The sequence below is a fragment of the Chryseobacterium sp. JAH genome, assembly GCF_001507335.1.
In the GTDB taxonomy this organism is placed as follows: Bacteria; Bacteroidota; Bacteroidia; order Flavobacteriales; family Weeksellaceae; genus Chryseobacterium.
Map to the genome: position 1 here is coordinate 620,433 of NZ_LMAH01000002.1, position 20,100 is coordinate 640,532.

Annotated in this window: 16 protein-coding genes and 2 tRNA genes; 12 read left to right on the top strand and 6 right to left on the bottom strand. The window is 34.4% G+C overall.

Features of this window, described 5'->3' with window-relative positions; translation table 11 throughout:
* Positions 1-50 precede the first annotated feature (50 nt).
* Both AR685_RS06465 and AR685_RS06470 read left to right on the top strand, forming a co-directional pair.
* A complete protein-coding gene (locus AR685_RS06465) occupies positions 51-1,013 on the top strand; it encodes a YpdA family putative bacillithiol disulfide reductase (RefSeq protein ID WP_059124067.1) in 963 nt (320 codons plus the stop codon).
* A 4-nt stretch (positions 1,014-1,017) separates the two neighbouring features.
* Positions 1,018-1,773: a hypothetical protein gene (locus AR685_RS06470; protein WP_059124068.1), complete on the top strand. Its 756-nt coding sequence runs from the start codon at positions 1,018-1,020 to the stop codon at positions 1,771-1,773.
* On the opposite strand, the gene AR685_RS06475 is transcribed toward AR685_RS06470, so the two are convergent.
* From AR685_RS06475 to AR685_RS06485, 3 genes are all read right to left on the bottom strand, one after another.
* Positions 1,774-3,804 carry a TonB-dependent receptor gene (locus AR685_RS06475; RefSeq protein ID WP_059124069.1) on the bottom strand — a complete coding sequence of 677 codons (2,031 nt, stop codon included), beginning with the start codon at positions 3,802-3,804 and terminating at the stop codon, positions 1,774-1,776.
* Between the two features lie 190 nt (positions 3,805-3,994).
* A complete protein-coding gene (locus AR685_RS06480) occupies positions 3,995-5,218 on the bottom strand; it encodes an MFS transporter (protein WP_059124150.1) in 1,224 nt (407 codons plus the stop codon).
* Between the two features lie 184 nt (positions 5,219-5,402).
* A complete protein-coding gene (locus tag AR685_RS06485) occupies positions 5,403-7,076 on the bottom strand; it encodes a glutamine--tRNA ligase/YqeY domain fusion protein (RefSeq protein WP_059124070.1) in 1,674 nt (557 codons plus the stop codon).
* Between the two features lie 161 nt (positions 7,077-7,237).
* On the opposite strand from AR685_RS06485, the gene AR685_RS06490 reads away from it, so the two are divergent.
* A complete protein-coding gene (locus tag AR685_RS06490) occupies positions 7,238-8,368 on the top strand; it encodes an alpha/beta hydrolase (RefSeq protein ID WP_059124071.1) in 1,131 nt (376 codons plus the stop codon).
* Between the two features lie 221 nt (positions 8,369-8,589).
* Here the strand turns inward: AR685_RS06490 and AR685_RS06495 are convergent, their stop codons facing one another.
* The gene (locus tag AR685_RS06495) at positions 8,590-9,594 is read right to left on the bottom strand and encodes an o-succinylbenzoate synthase (RefSeq protein WP_047442522.1); all 1,005 of its coding nucleotides are present in this window, start codon (positions 9,592-9,594) and stop codon (positions 8,590-8,592) included.
* Positions 9,595-10,611, bottom strand: a complete 1,017-nt coding sequence (gene fbp / locus AR685_RS06500; protein ID WP_047442521.1) for a class 1 fructose-bisphosphatase — start codon at positions 10,609-10,611, stop codon at positions 9,595-9,597.
* A gap of 237 nt (positions 10,612-10,848) precedes the next feature.
* Between fbp and AR685_RS06505 the strand changes: the two genes are divergently transcribed.
* The 7 genes from AR685_RS06505 to AR685_RS06535 all read left to right on the top strand — a co-directional run bounded on the left by AR685_RS06505 (position 10,849) and on the right by AR685_RS06535 (position 16,472).
* The gene (locus AR685_RS06505; RefSeq protein ID WP_059124072.1) at positions 10,849-12,087 is read left to right on the top strand and encodes an aspartate kinase; all 1,239 of its coding nucleotides are present in this window, start codon (positions 10,849-10,851) and stop codon (positions 12,085-12,087) included.
* 22 nt (positions 12,088-12,109) lie between these two features.
* Positions 12,110-13,951 (top strand): lysophospholipid acyltransferase family protein, encoded by a 1,842-nt coding sequence (locus AR685_RS06510; protein WP_047442519.1) that lies wholly within the window; start codon positions 12,110-12,112, stop codon positions 13,949-13,951.
* 99 nt (positions 13,952-14,050) lie between these two features.
* Positions 14,051-14,123 (top strand) — tRNA-Phe (locus tag AR685_RS06515).
* 116 nt (positions 14,124-14,239) lie between these two features.
* A tRNA-Phe gene (locus AR685_RS06520) sits at positions 14,240-14,312 on the top strand.
* 118 nt (positions 14,313-14,430) lie between these two features.
* Positions 14,431-15,606 carry a thioredoxin family protein gene (locus AR685_RS06525; protein ID WP_059124073.1) on the top strand — a complete coding sequence of 392 codons (1,176 nt, stop codon included), beginning with the start codon at positions 14,431-14,433 and terminating at the stop codon, positions 15,604-15,606.
* A gap of 7 nt (positions 15,607-15,613) precedes the next feature.
* Positions 15,614-16,264 carry a DUF3575 domain-containing protein gene (locus tag AR685_RS06530; protein WP_059124074.1) on the top strand — a complete coding sequence of 217 codons (651 nt, stop codon included), beginning with the start codon at positions 15,614-15,616 and terminating at the stop codon, positions 16,262-16,264.
* A gap of 1 nt (position 16,265) precedes the next feature.
* The gene (locus AR685_RS06535) at positions 16,266-16,472 is read left to right on the top strand and encodes a hypothetical protein (RefSeq protein ID WP_059124075.1); all 207 of its coding nucleotides are present in this window, start codon (positions 16,266-16,268) and stop codon (positions 16,470-16,472) included.
* A 50-nt stretch (positions 16,473-16,522) separates the two neighbouring features.
* Here the strand turns inward: AR685_RS06535 and AR685_RS06540 are convergent, their stop codons facing one another.
* The gene (locus AR685_RS06540; RefSeq protein WP_059124151.1) at positions 16,523-17,719 is read right to left on the bottom strand and encodes an exo-beta-N-acetylmuramidase NamZ domain-containing protein; all 1,197 of its coding nucleotides are present in this window, start codon (positions 17,717-17,719) and stop codon (positions 16,523-16,525) included.
* A 4-nt stretch (positions 17,720-17,723) separates the two neighbouring features.
* Here AR685_RS06540 and AR685_RS06545 point away from each other — a divergent pair, with 4 nt between their 5' ends.
* Positions 17,724-18,953 (top strand): ABC transporter permease, encoded by a 1,230-nt coding sequence (locus AR685_RS06545; protein ID WP_059124076.1) that lies wholly within the window; start codon positions 17,724-17,726, stop codon positions 18,951-18,953.
* A gap of 122 nt (positions 18,954-19,075) precedes the next feature.
* Positions 19,076-20,059, top strand: coding sequence for a PLP-dependent cysteine synthase family protein (locus tag AR685_RS06550; protein ID WP_047442514.1), 984 nt, complete (start codon positions 19,076-19,078; stop codon positions 20,057-20,059).
* The last annotated feature ends 41 nt before the right edge of the window (positions 20,060-20,100 follow it).

Genomic DNA, 20,100 nt, shown 5'->3' on the forward strand with positions numbered 1-20,100 from the left:
AATGATCATTAGTTACGCTTTTTCAAAATGTATTTTCGTAAATTAGTGAGATGGAAATTCTAGATATTCTGATTATCGGAGCGGGGCCAATCGGTTTGAATTGTGCTCTTGAAGCAAAGAAAAACAACCTCAGTTATTTAATTATCGAAAAAGGGACAATTGTCAATTCTCTTTACAATTATCCTCTGTACATGAGATTTTTCTCCACTTCCGAAAAATTAGAAATCGCTGAAATTCCTTTTATTTCTGCGGCTTCCAAACCGGGACGACAGGAAGCTCTAGAATATTATCAGGGAATTGCAAGACAAAAAAATCTGAATATCAATTTGTATGAAAAGGTATTAAATGTTTCTAAAAAAGAAGAAATATTTGAAGTTGAAACTTCAAAATCAAAATACCTGGCAAAAAATGTCATCATCTCCACAGGTTTCTATGACATCCCCAATCTGATGAATGTTCCGGGAGAAAATTTAGAAAAAGTAAAACATTATTACACTGAACCTTACCCATATGCAAAACAAAAAATAGTAGTCGTGGGATCGAGCAATTCTTCTGTGGATGCCGCTTTGGAAACTTACCGAAAAGGCGCTGAAGTCACGATGATTATCCGTCATTCTGAAATTTCTGAGAATGTAAAATATTGGGTAAAACCTGACATTGAAAACAGAATTGCTGAAGGAAGCATAAAAGCGCATTTCAATTCTCAATTAATAGAAATCAAAGAAAATTCAGTCATTTTTAAAGATGAAAATGGCGAAAATCAGGAAATTGAAAATGATTTTGTGTTGGCAATGACGGGGTATCTACCCGACTTTGATTTTCTTAAAAATGCAGGAATAGATTTACAAGGAGAATGTTTTAATCCGGTTTATAATCGTGAAACCATGGAATCCAATATTCCGAATTTGTATTTGGCAGGTGTTGTTTGCGGAGGTAAAGACACCCATCTCTGGTTTATAGAAAATTCAAGGATTCATGCCGAGATGATAGTTCAACATATCATTACAAAATAAAATCATGAAAAGAATTGTAATTTTAATAGCATTGTTACTGGGATTTAATTTTTTATCTGCTTGCGATTGTGTAGTCAGTTCGCTTGCTGAGAATTACAACAATAACCTTATCGTAGCAGAAATCACAATTTTAAACACCTATGATAACGATCTTGTAAAAAGAACCTACAAAGCTGATATTAAGTTTGATAAAATTTTCAAAGGAGTTCCCAATACAAGCACTTTAACCGTTAGTGGTTTAACAGGTTTCTCATCTGAAGATTTACTTGGTGACGCATGCGAATTTGGATTGAAAAAAGGCGACAAGTACCTTATTTTTCTAAGGAGTACAGAAGAGATTATTTCTACCTGCACTCCCCATTACCGTTTAGATAAAAAAGATGCTGCTAAAAGTAAAATTACCGCCACAGAAAACCTCTTTTCATTCTTAGAAAAGGCAACTGTTAAAAATTATTCATTCAAATCTTATTTTGAAAATAATAAGGATGGGAAATCAAGTTTATCCGGATTAAAAAACTTCAATCCAAAAAATAATTTTGCGGTCTATGAATTATTATTAGATAGTGATAAGAAAGTTTCAACTGTAAATATTATTTCGGGATTTGGAGATCAAGACACTGCGATTGCCAATCTTATTAAAAAGAATTTCTGGATACATCCGCTAAAAATTTCCGGTGACAAAATCAGAATTGCTCTTGTTTACATTCCTGAATACGTGAAAATAAAATACCGTGATCATATCAGTTCAGAATTGTATTAATTAAAACTCAGCGTTTACGCCCAAAACAAAATTTCTTTTCGCTGCAGGATTGTAATAACGGTTTCCGAAAGCGTTGATATCAAAACCGAGCACATAATCGCTATTGTACAAATTCTGAACTTGCACAAATAAATTCAGTCTTGCTGTTTCAAATTGTACAGGATATCTGAACTGGATATTTCCAATCAGATTCGAATCTGACCAAACAGTATTTGCATCATTCAAAGGCATTTTCGAGGTATAAAAATGAGAATAGTCAACCGAAAGCTTGTTGAAAAAAGTAAAATTAAACAAACTGTTAATAGTAGTTTTGGGAACTCCAGTTAATTCATTTCCAGAGAAATCAGTTGTACCCTGCTGATAATTTTTAAATTTAAATTCATAAAAGCTTCCTGAAAATCTGAATTTAAAATTACTCAAGAAATCATTTTTCAGATTGAAATTTTTAGACTCTAAAAGTAATTCTAATCCTTTTTGAGCTGTCTCACCGGAATTCACAAAAAATTCCTGACCACGGTCATTTTGTCTTCTCACAATCGCATCTTTCATTTGAAAATCGAAATAACTCGCTTCTGCAAACAATATACTTCCAAACTGTTTTCTGATTCCGATTTCTTTATTCCAGCCATATTCAGGAACTAAACTTAAATTAAATTCTTGATTCGATGAGCGGATTTCTTCACTGGTTGGGGAAGAATTTCCTTTGCCAACTTTTCCACGAACTGAAAAACCATTTCCGAGAAGATATGTCAGTCCAAAATTGGGAAGAAACTGATCTTTAAATCTAGTTTTCCCATTTTCTGATGCTGGATAAATCTTTTCCCACTCGTAAGAATTTGAATTTAAACTCAAAGAAATATCTGAAAATAGTTTCTCACTAAAATTCAATTTTTGCGATACAAAAAAGAATCCTGAGTTGTTTGTTAACTTATCAAAATTCTGCGGGTCACTTTCTACTCCTTTATTATTATCAAAATTTTTAATGAAAATATTGTTTATTCCACCTTCGAAGCCTATTCTCCATTCTGCAGAAACTGCATCCCATTGCTGCTGGTAATTCAAATGGGTTCTCAACGCCAAATTGCTCTCAAAACGATTCTCAAAATTGGTAATAAACGGATTTTCAAAATCAACATAGGAACCCTGAACTAAAACAAAATGCGACAGATTTGGCAGAATGTTAAACTCATTAGAAAGTCCTGCTAAAATCATTTTATTTCGAATTCCCGCGTTTTGTTCTTTTGCCCCAGGAACCGTCGCCGTCTTTGGTCTTGCCTGTTTTCTGTTGAGCTGCATTTGTTCTAAAGTTAATCCACCCGGAGTTTGATAATCCATATCTGAAAGGAGAATCATGGCTTTCAGTACTGCATTTTTTGAATACTGGAAATTATCCTTGATGAAAATCTGTTTACGATCTACAGCAGACTGCTCACGGTAAGAATCGCTACGATAATAATTCTGGAAAATTTGAAAAAAATGCTTTCCGAACTGTTTCGAAAAATTCGCACTTTCATTAAAAGTTCCATAACTTCCGACAGAAAGATTGGCCATAATCTGTTCTGAATTTTGTGTCTTCAGCAAAACCGCTCCTCCGGTTGCTGCTCCAAAATCACCACTTTCCGGTCCTTTAAAAATTTCAATTCTGTTGATTAATTCGGGAGAGATTATATTAAAATAGGTATTTCCAGAAGCATCAGACAAGATAAAATCATCTAAGTAAACTTTCACATTACGAACTCCAAAAGGCGATCTCAAACTGCTTCCACGCAGGGAAATCCTATAACTTCCGGGTGAGCGTTCTTCCATTCTTGCTCCGGCAATCTGGTTAACAGATTCAAGCAATCTTTCAGGAGGATTCTGATTCAATAAATTTTCAGAAACTACAGAAACTGATTTTGTAGAATTGATGAAAAAAGTCGGTTTTTTATAAGCATCAATTCGTACTTCGGAAATGAATGTCACAGAATCTTTTTCCTGAGAAAAGACTAATGAACCGTAAAAAGTAAAAGCTAAAAAGTAAAATTTGATCATGAAACTGTTTGTACCCTTGCATTAGCAAATATTGTACAGTTTTAGTTGAACCTGCATTAAATTTATTGTATTCATAAAAAAAGAAGCTGCAGAAATTCTGCAGCTTTGTAATCTATACATTCTTTGGATAGGACTTTATACTATCCTTTGCTAAATAGCCCGTTTGGGACTTAATACTTGAAATTTAATTCTATACTTTTTTATCTGTTATCATCCACGGCACAATAAAATAAAAACCAATGGCTATAATGGTCGCCAGAATTCCAGTGCCTATCCAGAGTATATTAAATCCAAATTTTTCAGCAATTAAAGTTCCTAAATAAGGCGTAACGATAAATGCTATCGAAAAGGAAATTCCATTCAGGCCCATGTATGCACCTTTATTATTTTTCCCTGAACGTAGAGCCGTAATGGTTGACATGAAAGGTAATGCCCAGATTTCACCAGCAGACAACAAACTCATTGAAATCACCAACGTCATAATGCTATGATCGAAGCCAAGCATTGCGTACGAAAGTCCGCAAATAAATGTTCCCAAAAACATGGTACGGGCCAAAGTAAAATACTTTTCAGCAATCTGAACCAATCCCATTTCGAGTAAAACCACTAAAAATCCGCTGTACCCTAAAATATAACCAATATTCTGCTGACTTAAATGTGCTGTATCTTTGTAAAATATTGTCAGAGTACTGAATAGCTGAAAGAAACAGATAGAAAACAGCATACAGAAGAAACAGTAAATCAAGAATTTACCGTCACTATAGGGCGAGTTTTCTTTCTTAATTTCCATAACTTCCCGTACCTTTTTTGCTTTTATTTTTGCCAATTTATTTCTTTTGTAGAAAAACCAGATATAGATTAAACCTGCCAATAAAGCTGCTAAAGCATTGCTGTAAAACAAAAAATCATAAGAAATTGCAGACAGAATTCCACCCAGTGCAGGACCAATTGAAAACCCTAAATTGACCGCCATTCGGTTGAGTGAAAATGCCCTTGTAATATTTTCAGGTTTTGCATATTTTGTAATGGCCACAGAATTGGCAGGACGAAATGAATCACTGACGATACTTTGCAGTAAAATAATCAATGCAACTCCAGCCTCTGTTTTAAAAAGCGGGATAATACAAAACAATGGTACACTCAATAATAAACTGAGATACTGAACTTTGTATTCGCCAATTTTGTCGGTTATAAATCCGCCCAGCCAAGAACCAATTACAGAACCAATTCCGAAAAAACTTAAAACAATTCCGGTATTTTCTATACTGAATTTCAGATGCGCAGTCATGTATACTCCCAAAAACGGAAGTACCATAGAGCCGGAACGGTTGATAAGCATTACTAATGCCAACATCCAGCTTTCTTTTGAAAGTCCTTTGTAAGAACTTGTATATAAATGTATAAGTTTCACAATTTTTGATTTAATGATTAATGACGTCACTTCGAGTAGATTTTTGAAGAAAATCGTATCTAGAAGTTCATTGATAGTTCTCGATACATTTTTCACCGCTTTGCGGAGAAAAATACTCGAACTGCCAAAAAAAAACAGGACTTAAAAAATTAAGCCCTGTTTCATTTATAATGATATAAATAAATTTTTACTCCGGCTTATAGGAGTCTTTTAATGTTACGGTTCTGTTGAATACAAAATTTGTATCCGTTGAGTCCTGATCTTTCGTGAAATAACCAATTCTCTGGAATTGAAGCGGTTCTCCCACAGCAACATCTTTTAAACTTGGCTCAGCAAATCCCTGAATCGTAGATACAGAATCCGGATTGATGAAATTTAAGAAATCTACATCTTTCTCAGCATCTGGCTGTTCAACAGTAAATAAATTATCATAAATTCTCACATCAACAGGAATTGCATGAGATGCAGAAACCCAATGAAGTGTTCCTTTTACTTTTCTTAAACTCTCTTCTGTTCCACTTCCAGACTTAGATTTTTCGTCATAAGTAGCGTAAATGGTTGTTATTTTTCCGTTTTCATCCTTATCCACTCTTTCAGCTTTGATGATGTAAGCCGACTTTAAACGGACTTCACCACCTAATTTTAATCTGAAGAATTTTTTGTTTGCTTCTTCCTGAAAATCTTCACGTTCAATATATAATTCTCTTGAGAAAGGAACTTCCCTTGTTCCTGCATTTTCCTGCTCAGGATTATTCTCAGTTTCCAGCCATTCTTCCTGTCCCTCAGGATAATTTTCGATAACTAGCTTTACCGGATCAACAACTGCCATGACACGTTTTGCAACTTTGTTCAAGTCTTCACGCACACAGAAATCCAATAACTGAATTGAAATAAGATTCTCTCTTTTAGCAACTCCTACTTTATCTATAAAATTTCTAATAGAAGTCGGTGTAAACCCTTTTCTTCTCATTCCAGAAATGGTAGGCATTCTTGGATCATCCCAACCTGTAACTACATTTTCAGCGACAAGCCTTTGTAGTTTTCTTTTGGAAGTAATCATATAAGAAACATTCATCCTGGCAAATTCCCTTTGCTTATTTTTAACCTTACCATCTTCGTACACCTGGTCTAAATACCAATTGTAAAGCGGCCTGTGGTTTTCAAACTCTAAAGAGCACAATGAGTGTGAAATTTGTTCAATATAATCGGATTCACCATGAGCCCAGTCGTACATCGGATAAATTTTCCATGTCGTTCCTGTTCTATGGTGAGGCTTATTTAAAATTCTGTACATAACAGGGTCACGCATATTCATATTTGGCGAAACCATATCAATTTTTGCACGAAGTGACATTGATCCACTTTCAAACTCACCGTTTTTCATCTTTTCGAATAAATCTAAGGATTCTTCAACAGGACGATTTCTGAATGGAGATTCCACTCCAGGTTCTGCAGGATTTTTTCTCTGTTCGGTAATCGTCTGTGACGGCTGTTCGTCTACATAAGCTTTACCATCTTTGATAAGCTTAACAGCCCAATCGTAGAGTTGCTGGAAGTAGTCTGATGCGTATAACACTTTATCCCATTTAAAACCTAACCATTCAACATCTTTCATGATAGAATCTACAAACTCCTGTTCTTCTTTTTCAGGGTTTGTATCGTCGAAACGAAGGTTTACTGGAGCATTGTATTTCTCACCCAAACCAAAGTTGATACAGATCGCTTTTGTATGACCTACATGCAGATAACCATTGGGTTCAGGCGGAAAACGGAAACGGATCTGATCATTGCTCATACCGTTTGCCAAATCATCTTCTATAATTTGCTCAATAAAATTGAGTGATTTTTTTTCTTCTTCCATTAGAGTAAACTTACGTTGCTGCGTGGATTACACAGCAATTTGCAAATTTAAGAAAATTTAAGGTTTAAAAAAAACGATATTTTTCATCTCAAATCCCAGTTTATATGAAAATTTTTCGGAACTTTATATCGTTTAAAATTAATTTTACAAAACTAATAATCATGGGTGTCTATATTCTCAGCAATCGTAAGATTGTTCGACATACTGGCGATATACTCGATTCGTTCTCCAACGATGAATATTCTATCCCAAATTTTAGGATTGCTAAATGTAATTTTACCAAATTCAATAACGCAACTTCTCAGTCAAAAAAGAAAAAAGAGTACTCCAATAGAAAAATTTTAGATTACAAACTATTCTCAGAACCTGAAAAACAGGGTTATGAAGAAGTTCTTGAGGTTTTATTGAGTGAAAAAGGTCTTAAAGATTCAAACTTAACTGCAAATAATCTTGGAGGAACTCAAAGAATGTTTTATGAATTATATAAAGAGATGTCTTCTACAAAATTGAGAAGTGATGTTTTGATATTTATTCATGGCTATGCATATACTTTTGACGATGAGTTGAAAGCTATTATTGATCTAAAAAAACTGTTTATTGATAATACTGAATCTCCTATTGAGCATATTTTGTTTGTGAGTTGGCCGGCTTCGAGCAGCTTGATCCCGATGACGTATTTTGATGATAAGGCGGCGAGTATTAACTCGGGAACTTCGTTGGTGAGGTTGTTTTATTTTTATACACAATTTCTGAAAGACATTTTCTCGCACAAAGATCTAAAACCTTGTAATCAGCATATCCACATAATGACCCATTCTCTAGGAAATCGCGTTCTTCAGAGCATGCTGTATAGTTTGAAAAGCGAAAATATACTGAGAGTCGTTGATCAGGTTTTGTTATTGAATGCCGATGTCTCTTATAAAGTGTTTGATGATGCTGAAGATTCTTTTAATAAACTTCCGTTGTTAGCAAACAGAGTTTCAATTTATTTAAACAGAAAAGACGCTATTTTAGGAATTTCTCAGTTTACAAAAAATATTCTTACCCCAAGATTAGGGAAAAACGGCCCTTCAAATATTGAGCAGTTTAAGGATATTATATCGATCGTAGACTGTACATTTATTGAAAATGATTTGAAAAATTCTTTCAAATTTGAATTCGGAAATCATTGGGGATACCTTTCGAGCAGTGAAGTACAGAATGATATTTTCCAAACACTGAACGGTATAGACAGGAATCTGATAAGCAATCGTGTAAAAAACAACGACTATACATTTACAGTTATTTCTTGAAAAAAAATTGGCGCTTAAAACACTTAATCATGATTATTATTAAAATTGGTACAGCCTTTGCGATAGCATACACATTTAAATCTAAAACTATTTATTATGAAAAATATTAAAAAAAAGTTATCTGATATTTTAGAATATATCAAGAAAACAATATTCATTCAAAAAGATGTGATTTAATCAAGCTAAATTTTCTTTTAAAAGCAGAATTATAGATTAAACAATTACTTCTTAAAAAACAATCGATCACCTTTTAATTCCAAATCACTTTTGAAATTATTGGTAAAAAGACCTCCTGTTCCTAGACCTTGAGGCATTTTACTGTTTTTTAGATAGGTGTATTGAGCGATTGCATTTAAACCAATATTACTTTCTAAAGCAGACGTTACCCACCAGCCAATATTATACTGATCTGCTAAGGATACCCATTCATCAGAACCCGAAAAACCGCCTATTAAAGAAGGTTTTAAAATGATATACTGAGGTTTTATCGTTTCTAAAAGCTGTTGCTTTTTATTCACATCAATAATCCCAATTAATTCTTCGTCTAAAGCGATTGAAGTTGGAGTTTCAGCGCATAACTCTGCCATACCGTTCCAATCTCCCGCTTTAATAGGCTGCTCAATAGAATGAATATGTAAATCCGACAATTGCTGTAATACAATTTTAGCTTCATCTTTAGAAAACCCTCCATTAGCATCCACACGTAATTCTAACTCGTCCTTGGAAAATTTTCGCCTCAACTTTTGAAGAATACTGTGTTCCGATTTCCAATCAACACCTATTTTCAATTTAATGCAATGAAAGCCCTCTGATAATTTTTCATGAATCTGCTCTTCCATAAAATAGATATCTCCCATCCAGATCAAACCATTAATCATCATTGAGCTTTTCCCTTCTGTAAACGAACTTGGAAAATAGAGGTTTCCTCCATGCTTTAAATTTAAAACTGCCTGTTCGTAGCCAAACCAAATTGAAGGAAATTCTTTTAACTCTTCTTTTAAAAAATTAAAATCCTGCTGAATATTTTCACAAAGCCATTCTAATTTGCTTTCATAATCCGGTCGATCATCAATACTCAGTCCTCGGAAAATAGCACACTCTCCTATCCCTTTATTTCCATTTTCTGAAATTTCAAGAATAAATGTTTCTTTTTCATACAAAACGCCTCGAGATGTTCCACTCGGGCGTTTGAATTTTAATAAATATTGTTGATAGTCTGCCTTCATTTATTTTACACTGTCGATTCGCATAAATTCTTCAGCTTTCTCAACCATATCGATACTTCCAGCAAAAAAAGGTATTCTTTGGTGAAGTTCAGTAGGTTCAACCTCCATAATTCTTCTGAAACCGTCAGTTGCTTTCCCACCCGCTTGTTCAGCTAAAAAAGCCATTGGATTACATTCATACAATAATCTCAATTTCCCGTTAGGAGACTGCCCGTATGACGGATAGATGTAAATCCCCCCTTTCAGCATATTCCTGTGAAAATCAGCGACCAGCGAACCTATATATCTCGAAGTGTAAGGACGATCTCCTTCTTCCATCTGGCAATATTTAAGGTAATTTTTCACACCTTGAGGGAATTTAATATAATTTCCTTCATTAATTGAATAAATTTTACCTGTTCTCGGGAATGTCATATTAGGATGAGAAAGATAATAAGTTCCCAACGACGGATCTAAAGTAAATCCGTTTACGCCATTACCTGTTGTATAAACAATCATGGTAGATGAACCGTAAATAACATATCCGGCAGCAATTTGGTTAATCCCTTTCTGCAGAAAATCTTCCAACTGAACAGGTGTTCCTGGCTCTGTAACCCTTCTATAAATGGAGAATATCGTTCCTACAGAAACATTTACATCAATATTTGAAGAACCATCTAAAGGATCAATCAATACAACATATTTGCTTAGGTGTCCGTTTTCACCACATTTTATGTCTATAAAATCATCATTTTCTTCTGATGCAATACCACAAACAACTTCTCTTTGTGAAAGAGCCGTGATAAAAATATCATTGGCAATTACGTCGAGCTTCTGTTGCTCTTCACCCTGAATATTCTGATTACCGGCGGCACCGGTGATATCTACAATTCCGGCTTTGTTTACTTCTCTGTTTACAACTTTTGACGCCAGCCTGATCGCACTTAGAAGACGTGAAAATTCACCAGTGGAATACTGAAAATCTTCCTGTTTATCAATTAAAAATTCCCCTAAGGTCTGTAATGGTTGATCTGACATTTTTTTGATTTTACTTTACTGCCAAATTTCGTAAAAATTATCAGACCAGAAAGAATTTTCTTTCAATTAAGTTAATAAACTCAATTACAAAACATTACAACAGAAATTTAAGTATTCAAAACAATTATGCAGTAATTATTAATCACCAAATCGTGCTCTTTCATATCTCGTCGTAAATTTATAATTTTGTCGATTCAAAAACTTTTATTTATCTAACAATTTTATTTTTAATACTAAATGAAAATTTTCAAGTTTGGTGGAGCTTCGGTGAAAGATGCCGAAAGTGTAAAAAATGTGTCTATGGTTCTGAAAAGTCAGGGCTTTGATAAATGTCTGCTTGTCATATCAGCAATGGGTAAAACGACCAATGAGCTGGAGAAAGTAGTAGAACTATATTTTAAGAAAGAAGACTACCAAACCGAAATTGAGAAGATAAAACAGAAGCATATAGAAATAGCCAAGGGGCTTTTCCAGAATGACCATGTTGTTTTTGATGAAATCAATTTGTTTTTTGATGATATTGTATCATTTTTAAGAAGAAACAAATCTCCCAATTATAATTTTGTTTACGATCAGGTTGTAAGTTGTGGAGAAATGATTTCAACTAAGATTGTCAGCGAATATCTGAACGAAATTGAGTTCACCAATCAGTGGTTAGACGCAAGAGACTATATCAAAACCGACGATTCTTATCGAGACGGGTTAGTAAATTGGGAGAAAACAGAAGAATTTATTTCAACTTTAAATCCTTCAATCTGCTATGTTACACAAGGTTTTATTGGTTCAGACGATAACAATTTTACCGTAACTTTAGGGAGAGAAGGCTCAGATTACTCTGCTGCTATATTTGCTTACTGTTTGAATGCTAATGCAATGACAATTTGGAAAGATGTACCAGGTGTAATGACTGGAGATCCAAGAAAATTTGAAAATGTTTCGTTGCTTTCCAATATTTCTTACGAAGAGGCGATAGAGATGGCCTATTATGGTGCAAGTATTATTCACCCAAAAACCTTACAGCCTTTACAGCAAAAAAACATTCCTTTTTATGTGAAATCTTTCGTAGATCCCACAAAAGAAGGTACAAAAGTGGGAGCTTCTGAAAAAAATCAACATGAAGAATCCTATATTTTAAAGGAGAATCAAACACTACTTAAAATATCAACAAGAGATTTTTCTTTTATAGCGGAAGACCATATGAGTTTGGTTTTCGGTTATTTATCAAAATATAAAATTAAAGTTTCACTAATGCAGAATTCGGCGATTTCTTTGGCTTTATGCTTAGAAGATAAATTTCTGAAGATTGATGAGCTGAACGAAGAACTTCAAAAAGTTTTTAAAACTGATGTTGTAAAAAATGTATCTTTATTTACTGTAAGGAATGCAAAAATGGAAAACATCGGAAAATTTTACCAGGAAAAAAGTGTATTATTGGAGCAGATTGCTAAAAACACACTTCAAATGGTAACACAATAAAACTAATCAGGACTAAAAACACATGAGCCTAATTTCGAAAAATGATTTAATCAAAGCTTCCGGCTTAAATAAAATGGGATTCCTCAAGAATCCTATTGCGTCGGCTGTGATGAGCGTTGCCAAAATAAATGAAGTAAACAGACTGTACGATAAATTAAAAGAAAAGGAAGGCAAGGATTTTTTCGACTCATTTGTTAGAGAAAGAAATTTAAGTTATATAGCATTTGCAGAGGATTTAGCAAAAATCCCAAAAACAGGACCTTTCATTTTAGTTTCGAACCATCCGCTGGGTGCTATAGACGGAATTCTTATGTGCAAAGTATTATCAGAAGTACGTCCGGACTTTAAGGTAATGGGGAATTTTCTTCTGGAAAAGATAAAACCGATGGAGCCCTACGTAATTTCCGTAAACCCTTTTGAGGGCAGAAAAGAAGCATACAGCTCCTCTTCAGGAATGCGCGGTACTTTAAAACATCTTGAAAATGGTGGTTGTGTAGGAATTTTCCCGGCAGGTGAAGTATCCAACAAAAATAATTCTTACGGAGAAATTTTGGACAGAGAATGGGAAAAACCCGCTTTAAAGCTCATAAAAATGGCAAAAGTTCCCGTGGTTCCGATGTACTTTCATGCAAAAAACAGCACTTTATTTTATCAGCTTGCTAAAATTCATCCTAGTTTGCAAACACTGATGCTTCCCGCAGAAATGATGAATGACCGCGAAAAGCCAATCCGTATCAGAATTGGAAAACCCATTACGGTAAAAGCCATGGATGATATGGAAACTATTGAGGAATTGGGAGAATTTTTAAAACGTAAGGTTTACATGATGAAGTCTTACTACGAAAAGAGAAAATCACTGGCGCAGGTTATCAATCTAAAAAACTTATCCTTAAAATTTCAGCTTTTAAGAGAAGAAAATATTGTACAGAACATTATTGATGAAACACCTAAAGAAGATATTTTAAAGGATATTAATAAACTGAAAGGTACAGATAAGATGCTTTTCAGTAATGGCAACTATGAAATTTATTTTACACCTTACGAGCAGATTCCGTCTGTGATGAGGGAAATAGGACGTCAGCGTGAACTCACATTCCGTGCGGTAGGTGAGGGAAGCAATCTTCCATTTGATTTAGACGAATATGACAAACATTACCACCACCTTTTTCTTTGGGACAATGCCGCCGAAAAACTGGCCGGAGCCTACAGAATGGCGCTTGGGAAAGATGTAATGAAAAAATTCGGCATCAAAGGTTTCTATACCAGTTCACTTTTTGAATTTGAGCAGGATATCCATCCCTTTTTCAAAAAAGTGATTGAGATGGGACGTGCTTATATCTGCGAAGAATATCAGCAAAAACCACTTCCTCTTTTCCTTTTATGGAGAGGAATTGTACATGTTTGTCTGAGAAATCCGGATCACAAATTCCTGATGGGAGGCGTTAGTATTTCCAATAAATTTTCTGAATTCTCAAAATCATTAATGATTGAATTTATGCGATCCAATTATTATGATTCTGCAGTGGCACAGTATATTACTCCTAGAAATGAATACAAAGTGAAACTTCGTGACAGAGACAAAAATCTTTTCTTTGATGAAATGGAATCTGACCTTAATAAATTGGACAAAATCATTGACGATCTTGAGCCTGAATTAAGATTACCTGTTTTAATTAAAAAATATATTAAACAAAACGCTAAAGTGATTGCGTTCAACGTAGACCCCAACTTCAATGATGCAATAGACGGATTGATGTATATCAGAATCAGCGATCTTCCTGAAAGCACAATAAAACCTGTATTAGAGGAAATGAGTGAGCAGATCAGGAAAGAACAGGAAAATAATACCACTGAATATCAGTAAGTTTTTAATTTTAGTTAAAAAAAAACAGTCAATACTTGCATGATATACCAAAAGATAGTACTTTTGCATCACTTTAAAACAACGAAGTAAATCAATAATGGTTTCTTAGCTCAGTTGGTAGAGCAATGGATTGAAAATCCATGTGTCCCTGGTTCGATTCCTGGAGAAACCACTTAAACCGCCTTTCATTAGGCGGTTTTTATTTCAAAACTGTTTAAAGTAAATTTGCAGAATTTAATATTAATTATTATTTTTGCATCACTTCAAAGAAGAAGTAAATCAAACAATGGTTTCTTAGCTCAGTTGGTAGAGCAATGGATTGAAAATCCATGTGTCCCTGGTTCGATTCCTGGAGAAACCACAAACCGCCTCAAAAAGGCGGTTTTTTTTGTGCTAAAATTTTCAAATCCATATAATATTTTAGCAATACCAATAAATCAAAATTAAGTATCTTCGCTTATTAAAATTTAGATTTGAAAATGCAAAAGATTATCTCCGGATTATTTATTTTTATCACCATATTCAGTTTTGCCCAGGACGAAATTCAATTTCAGGACATTCCTTTCAAAGATCTTATTGCGAAAGCAAAAAAAGAAAACAAACTTGTGTTTATTGATGCCTATGCTTCCTGGTGTGGTCCCTGTAAAATGATGGAAAAAAATGTTTTCACAAAAAAAACTGTAGGAGACTTTTACAATAAAAATTTCGTCAATGCAAGAATTGATATGGAAAAAGGCGAAGGAAGAGAGGTTGCACAAAAATTTGGTGTACGCTCTTATCCCACTTATTTATTTCTAAATGGCGATGGTGAACTGGTTTCTCAAAACTATGGGTACATGGAGGAAGGTATTTTTCTCGCAATGGCTCAAGACATCAATTCTCCCAACAATAAAAAAGGTTCGTTGAAAGAACGCTTTGCAAAAGGAGAAAAAGGAAATGACTTTTTAATCAACATTATGAAGCTTAATTCAAATGCTGATTATGAATTTGCAAAACAGGCATCAGAAAGATACTTTGAAAACAAAAAAAAGACCGATGAATTCACAAAAGAGGATGTAGGTTTTCTATTATATTTCTTAAAATCAATCGAAGATGTTAATTACAAAACATTTGTCTCTCAAAAGTCGGAAATTACAAAGTATTTACCTGAAGAAAATTATACTGAGTTTAATAATCAGTTGGTTTTAGCTAAGGTTGTACAAGAATCTATTGATGAAAAGGCAAAAAAAATAAATGAAGAATACTTCATGAAAACTGCAGAACCACTGGTTGGAAAAGAAGCAGCAATGCTTAAACTTAACCAAACAAAACTTGCATATTATGAACAGAATGCTAATTTCGCTGAATACGAAAAAGCGGCTTTGGATTATTATAAAAATGCAGATTCATTTGAACCTAACGAACTTTTAAAGGCTGCTTGGATTTTCTCTGATCATGTAAAAACAAAATCTTCACTGAAAAAAGCGGCTGAATGGACAGAAAAGTCTGTCATGAGAGGTGAAACTGCTGAAAACACTTATATTTTAGCAAAAATATATTTCGCTCTTGGAATTAATGATATTGCTAAAAACTATGCAGAAATGTCTAAACAGATGGCCGAACAGTCTGGAAAAGACGCAACTTTGGCAAAAGAATTATTAAATAAAATCAAATAAATACGCTTTGAAAAATAAAATTTTTATCGCAGTGTTAAGTTTATTGTCAATCATAAACATTAACGCACAAGAAACCCTAGCACAGGAAAATAAGTCTGCAGGTGAAAAAAAATTATATGTAAAAGGAAATGCGCTACTGATTCCTATCGCTGTAATCAATGCCGGATTAGAATATCAGCTTAACAATAAATTCACCATGCAAGGCGATGTTTTGATATCTCCATGGAAATCTTTTGCCGGACATGAAGCCCAAATTTATATGGGAACTATTGAAGGAAGATATTATTTCAAAGAAGCTTTTAAAGGTTGGCATGTGGGAGCAAATGTCTCTGTAGGAGCTTTTATACTGCAGAAACCACAATATTGGAATCAGGAGGGATATTATTATAATCCCAAAGGTTTTCAAACAAACTATGCTCTTTCGAATCTTTATCAAAAGGGATATGCAATTCTACTTGGCGTAGAAGGTGGTTACCAATTCAGACTCTCAGAAAACTGGAACATGGATATCTTTGCCGGATTTGGGACTTCACAAGACTTTTACAAAGGTTATGATCGTGTTTCAGGGGATAGATATGATGAAGCTACTGGTTGGAATAAGAGTGGCGAGATCATACCATACAGAGGTGGTGTAATGCTTTCTTACAGACTAAAATAATATGAAATTACTAGGAAAAAATCACATCATCATATCGGTGATTACTTTTGTAATCCTTTTCTTGATGAATTATTTGGGGAATCATGCAGCAGATAAATTGGAACGGGCGCTGATGACCGCTTTCGCAGGAGTTATAGGATTATCGATAGGACTTTTTATTTTAAATAAGGGAAAAGACGATAAAAATCCGCCACAGAATTTTGATTAAGAAATAATATTAAAAAATGTCAACTGCTATATAGTAGTTGACATTTTTTTTTAATCTTGATAGAGCATGTATTTCTTTCTGATTTTCTCAAATTGATCTAAGCCTGATTTCCAAGTAGCTCTGATTTCCTTTTCTGATTTCCCACTAACTATCTGTTTTCTTAACTCATCACTTCCAGCTAAAGTGTCAAAGAATAAATTTTTAAGAAAAAAATCTTGTTGAGGATTTTTATAATTCTTGTACGCTTTTAAAAGCCACTCTAGATTAAGCTCTCGTAAATCTGTTGAATGGTTGGAGAGATTTTCGCCATAACATAGTGTACCGTTTAAGAAAGGATCTTTAGCTCCAAAGTTTGGTTTGGGAGTGAATTGATAAGGCAAGTCTTTCGTCCACGCTGAACCATAGATTTGAAAAGGGAAGTCAGTTCCTCGCCCCACTGAAACTTGTGTTCCTTCAAAAAAACATAAACTCGGATATAGATTTATTGCTTTATCATTAGGTAAATTAGGAGATGGCTTGTCTAAAATCCCATAACGCTTTTGCTTATGGTATTTCTGCATCGGAATCAAAGTGTAGTTTGCCTGTACACCATTTTTAAGCCATTTTTCGCCATTAACCATTTTTCCGTATTCACCAATGGTCAATCCATACACCACAGGCACTTCGTGCATACCTACAAAACTTTCCCATTTCTTTTTCAAAACCGGTCCGTCAATATATCCGTCATGTGGATTGGGTCTGTCTAAAACTACAATTTCAACGTTATTTTCCGCTCCGGCCTCCATCAAATATGTTAAAGTTGAAATATAGGTGTAAAATCTCACACCCACATCCTGAATATCAAAGACAACAATATCCAAACCTTTCAATTGCTCAGGTTTTGGCTTTTTATTAGGTCCATATAGAGAAATGATAGGAATTCCGGTCTTCACATCTACTCCATTCTTCACTTTTTCGCCTGCATCTGCATCACCTCTGAAACCATGTTCGGGAGCAAAAATTGTTTTGATTTTAATACCGTTTTTTACTAAATAATCTACTACATGAGTTTTATCTTTCATCAAACCGGTTTGATTGGTCACTATTCCGATTGTTTTTCCTTTTAGCAGAGGCAAATACAATTCAGGTCGGTCGGCTCCGGTTTTGAAAAAATCCTCATCCTGCGTCTGAGAATAATATGGGTTGATTACTCCTAAAAAAATTAGGCAAATAAGAACTAAAGTTTTAATTTTGAAATCTAAATTCATAAGCTTGAAATTTCCTTTATATTTCTCTAGAAAAATAGCGTTTTCCAAAGATAACAAAAATAACCTTTCTCGGGTGATCATCTTCATCGGCAGGCTGTCTGTCGCTTTGGGAATCATTGTTTCTTTGATAACCGTATCTACAGGTTTCGGCTCAAAAAAAGCAATTAAAGAGAGACTGGCAGATTTCAGCGGACATATCACAGTAAAATCTACCCGTTCAAACTCATCCTATAATACTTCTATAATCGACAGTCAGGGTTTGAATATCAATAAGCTGAAAGAACTTCCCGATGTTGAAAGCGTACAGAAATACGCGATGGTAACAGGAATTATGCGGAACGAACACAGTTTCGCAGGAATTATCTTTAAAGGTGTAGGAAAAGATTTTGACAGCTTAAGATTCAAGAAATTTCTGCTTGCCGGAAAAACACCACATATCACAGAAGATGGGTACAATAACGGTGTTACTATTTCTGAGAAAATTGCTAATGACCTTCATCTTAAATTAAATGACAGCATTGTCACAGTTTTCGCAAAGGAAAATCAAAAACAGATTTACCGAAAATTTCAGGTGGTTGGAATTTACAAAACGGATATTAAAATGATTGACGATCAGTTCGTCATTGGAGATGTCAATCATGTAAGAAAAATTCAGGATATGGCACCTGAAGATATTGGTGGAATTGATATTTTCTTTAAAAATGTAGATGATATAGACAAAGACTCTCCGGAAATTGACAAACTGATTGGTTACAAAAATTACGCTGAAAAAGCAACTGACAAATTCCCTCAGATTAACGACTGGATCAGTATTTTTGATGTGAATATCGCACTCATTATTTCTATTATGTTGATTGTAGTGATCATCAATATCGTCATGGTTCTTCTCATCTTGATTATTGAAAGAACCAACTCAATTGGTTTGCTGAAAACTTTGGGTGCTACAAATGCACAAATTCGAGCAACATTTATCAATTACACTTTAATCATTATGGTTCCAGGATTGCTGTATGGAAATGCAATAGGACTTATACTTCTACTTACTCAAAAGTTTTTAGGAATTATTAAATTGAATCCCGAAAATTATTATGTAAGCACAGTTCCTGTCGATTTAAATCCGTTAGTCATTCTTTCAATATCTGCCGGAATTTTATTAATTTCAGGATTGGCTTTGATCATTCCGAGTTATCTGATCAGTAAAATTTCTCCGGTGAAGTCTATCAAATACAGCTAAAAGTTGAATAATGATAGTCATTGTGACCTTCACAAACTGAATGCAAAAAATCATTAAATGTTTCCTCTTCTTTTTAAGTGATTTGAAAGCCGTATCTTTGCCCCGCAGAAAAAAAATCAAGCATGAAATACGCAGAAAATATTCTCGAAACCATAGGAAATACACCTCTTGTGAAGATTAATAAAGTGTTGGGAGAAGATTTCCCGGCATTGGTTTTGGCAAAAGTGGAAACTTTCAACCCAGGAAATTCGGTGAAAGACAGAATGGCTCTGAAAATGATTGAGGATGCCGAAAAAGACGGAAGACTAAAACCGGGCGGAACCATTATTGAAGGAACTTCAGGAAATACAGGCATGGGGTTGGCTTTGGCAGCCATCATCAAAGGGTACAAATGTATTTTCGTAACCAATGCTAAACAGTCTAAGGAAAAATGCGATATTCTTCGTGCAGTTGGCGCTGAAGTGATCGTTTGCCCAACTGATGTAAAGCCGACTGATCCGCGTTCTTATTATTCAGTTTCAAAGAGACTTGCAAAGGAAACAGAAAACGGATGGTATGTTAATCAATACGACAATTTATCAAACAGAGCAGCTCATTATGAGTCTACTGCCCCCGAAATCTGGGAGCAAACAGAAGGTAAATTGACTCACTTTTTAGTGGGAGCTGGTACAGGTGGAACGATTACCGGTTGTGGGATGTTTTTCAAAGAGAAAAATCCTACTATAAAAGTGATTGGAGTAGATACATACGGTTCAATCTTAAAAGAAATACACGAAACGGGAGAAATTAATTTAGGCAACGCTTATACTTATATTACAGAAGGTATTGGCGAAGATATTCTTCCGGAAAATTATGACATGTCAGTTATCGATCATTTCGAAAAAGTAACTGATAAAGACGGCGCAATCTACGCAAGAAAATTGGCAAAAGAAGAAGGAATTTTCTGTGGATATTCTGCGGGAAGTGCGATGGCTTCTTTGGTTCAGATGAAAGATCAGTTTACAAAAGATGATGTGATTGTGGTATTACTGCACGATCATGGCTCTAGATATGTAGGGAAAATCTACAACGATGAGTGGATGAAAGAAATGGGTTGGTTAGATTAAATCAATCTCTTTATATAAAACAGAAATCAGAGCATTGGCTC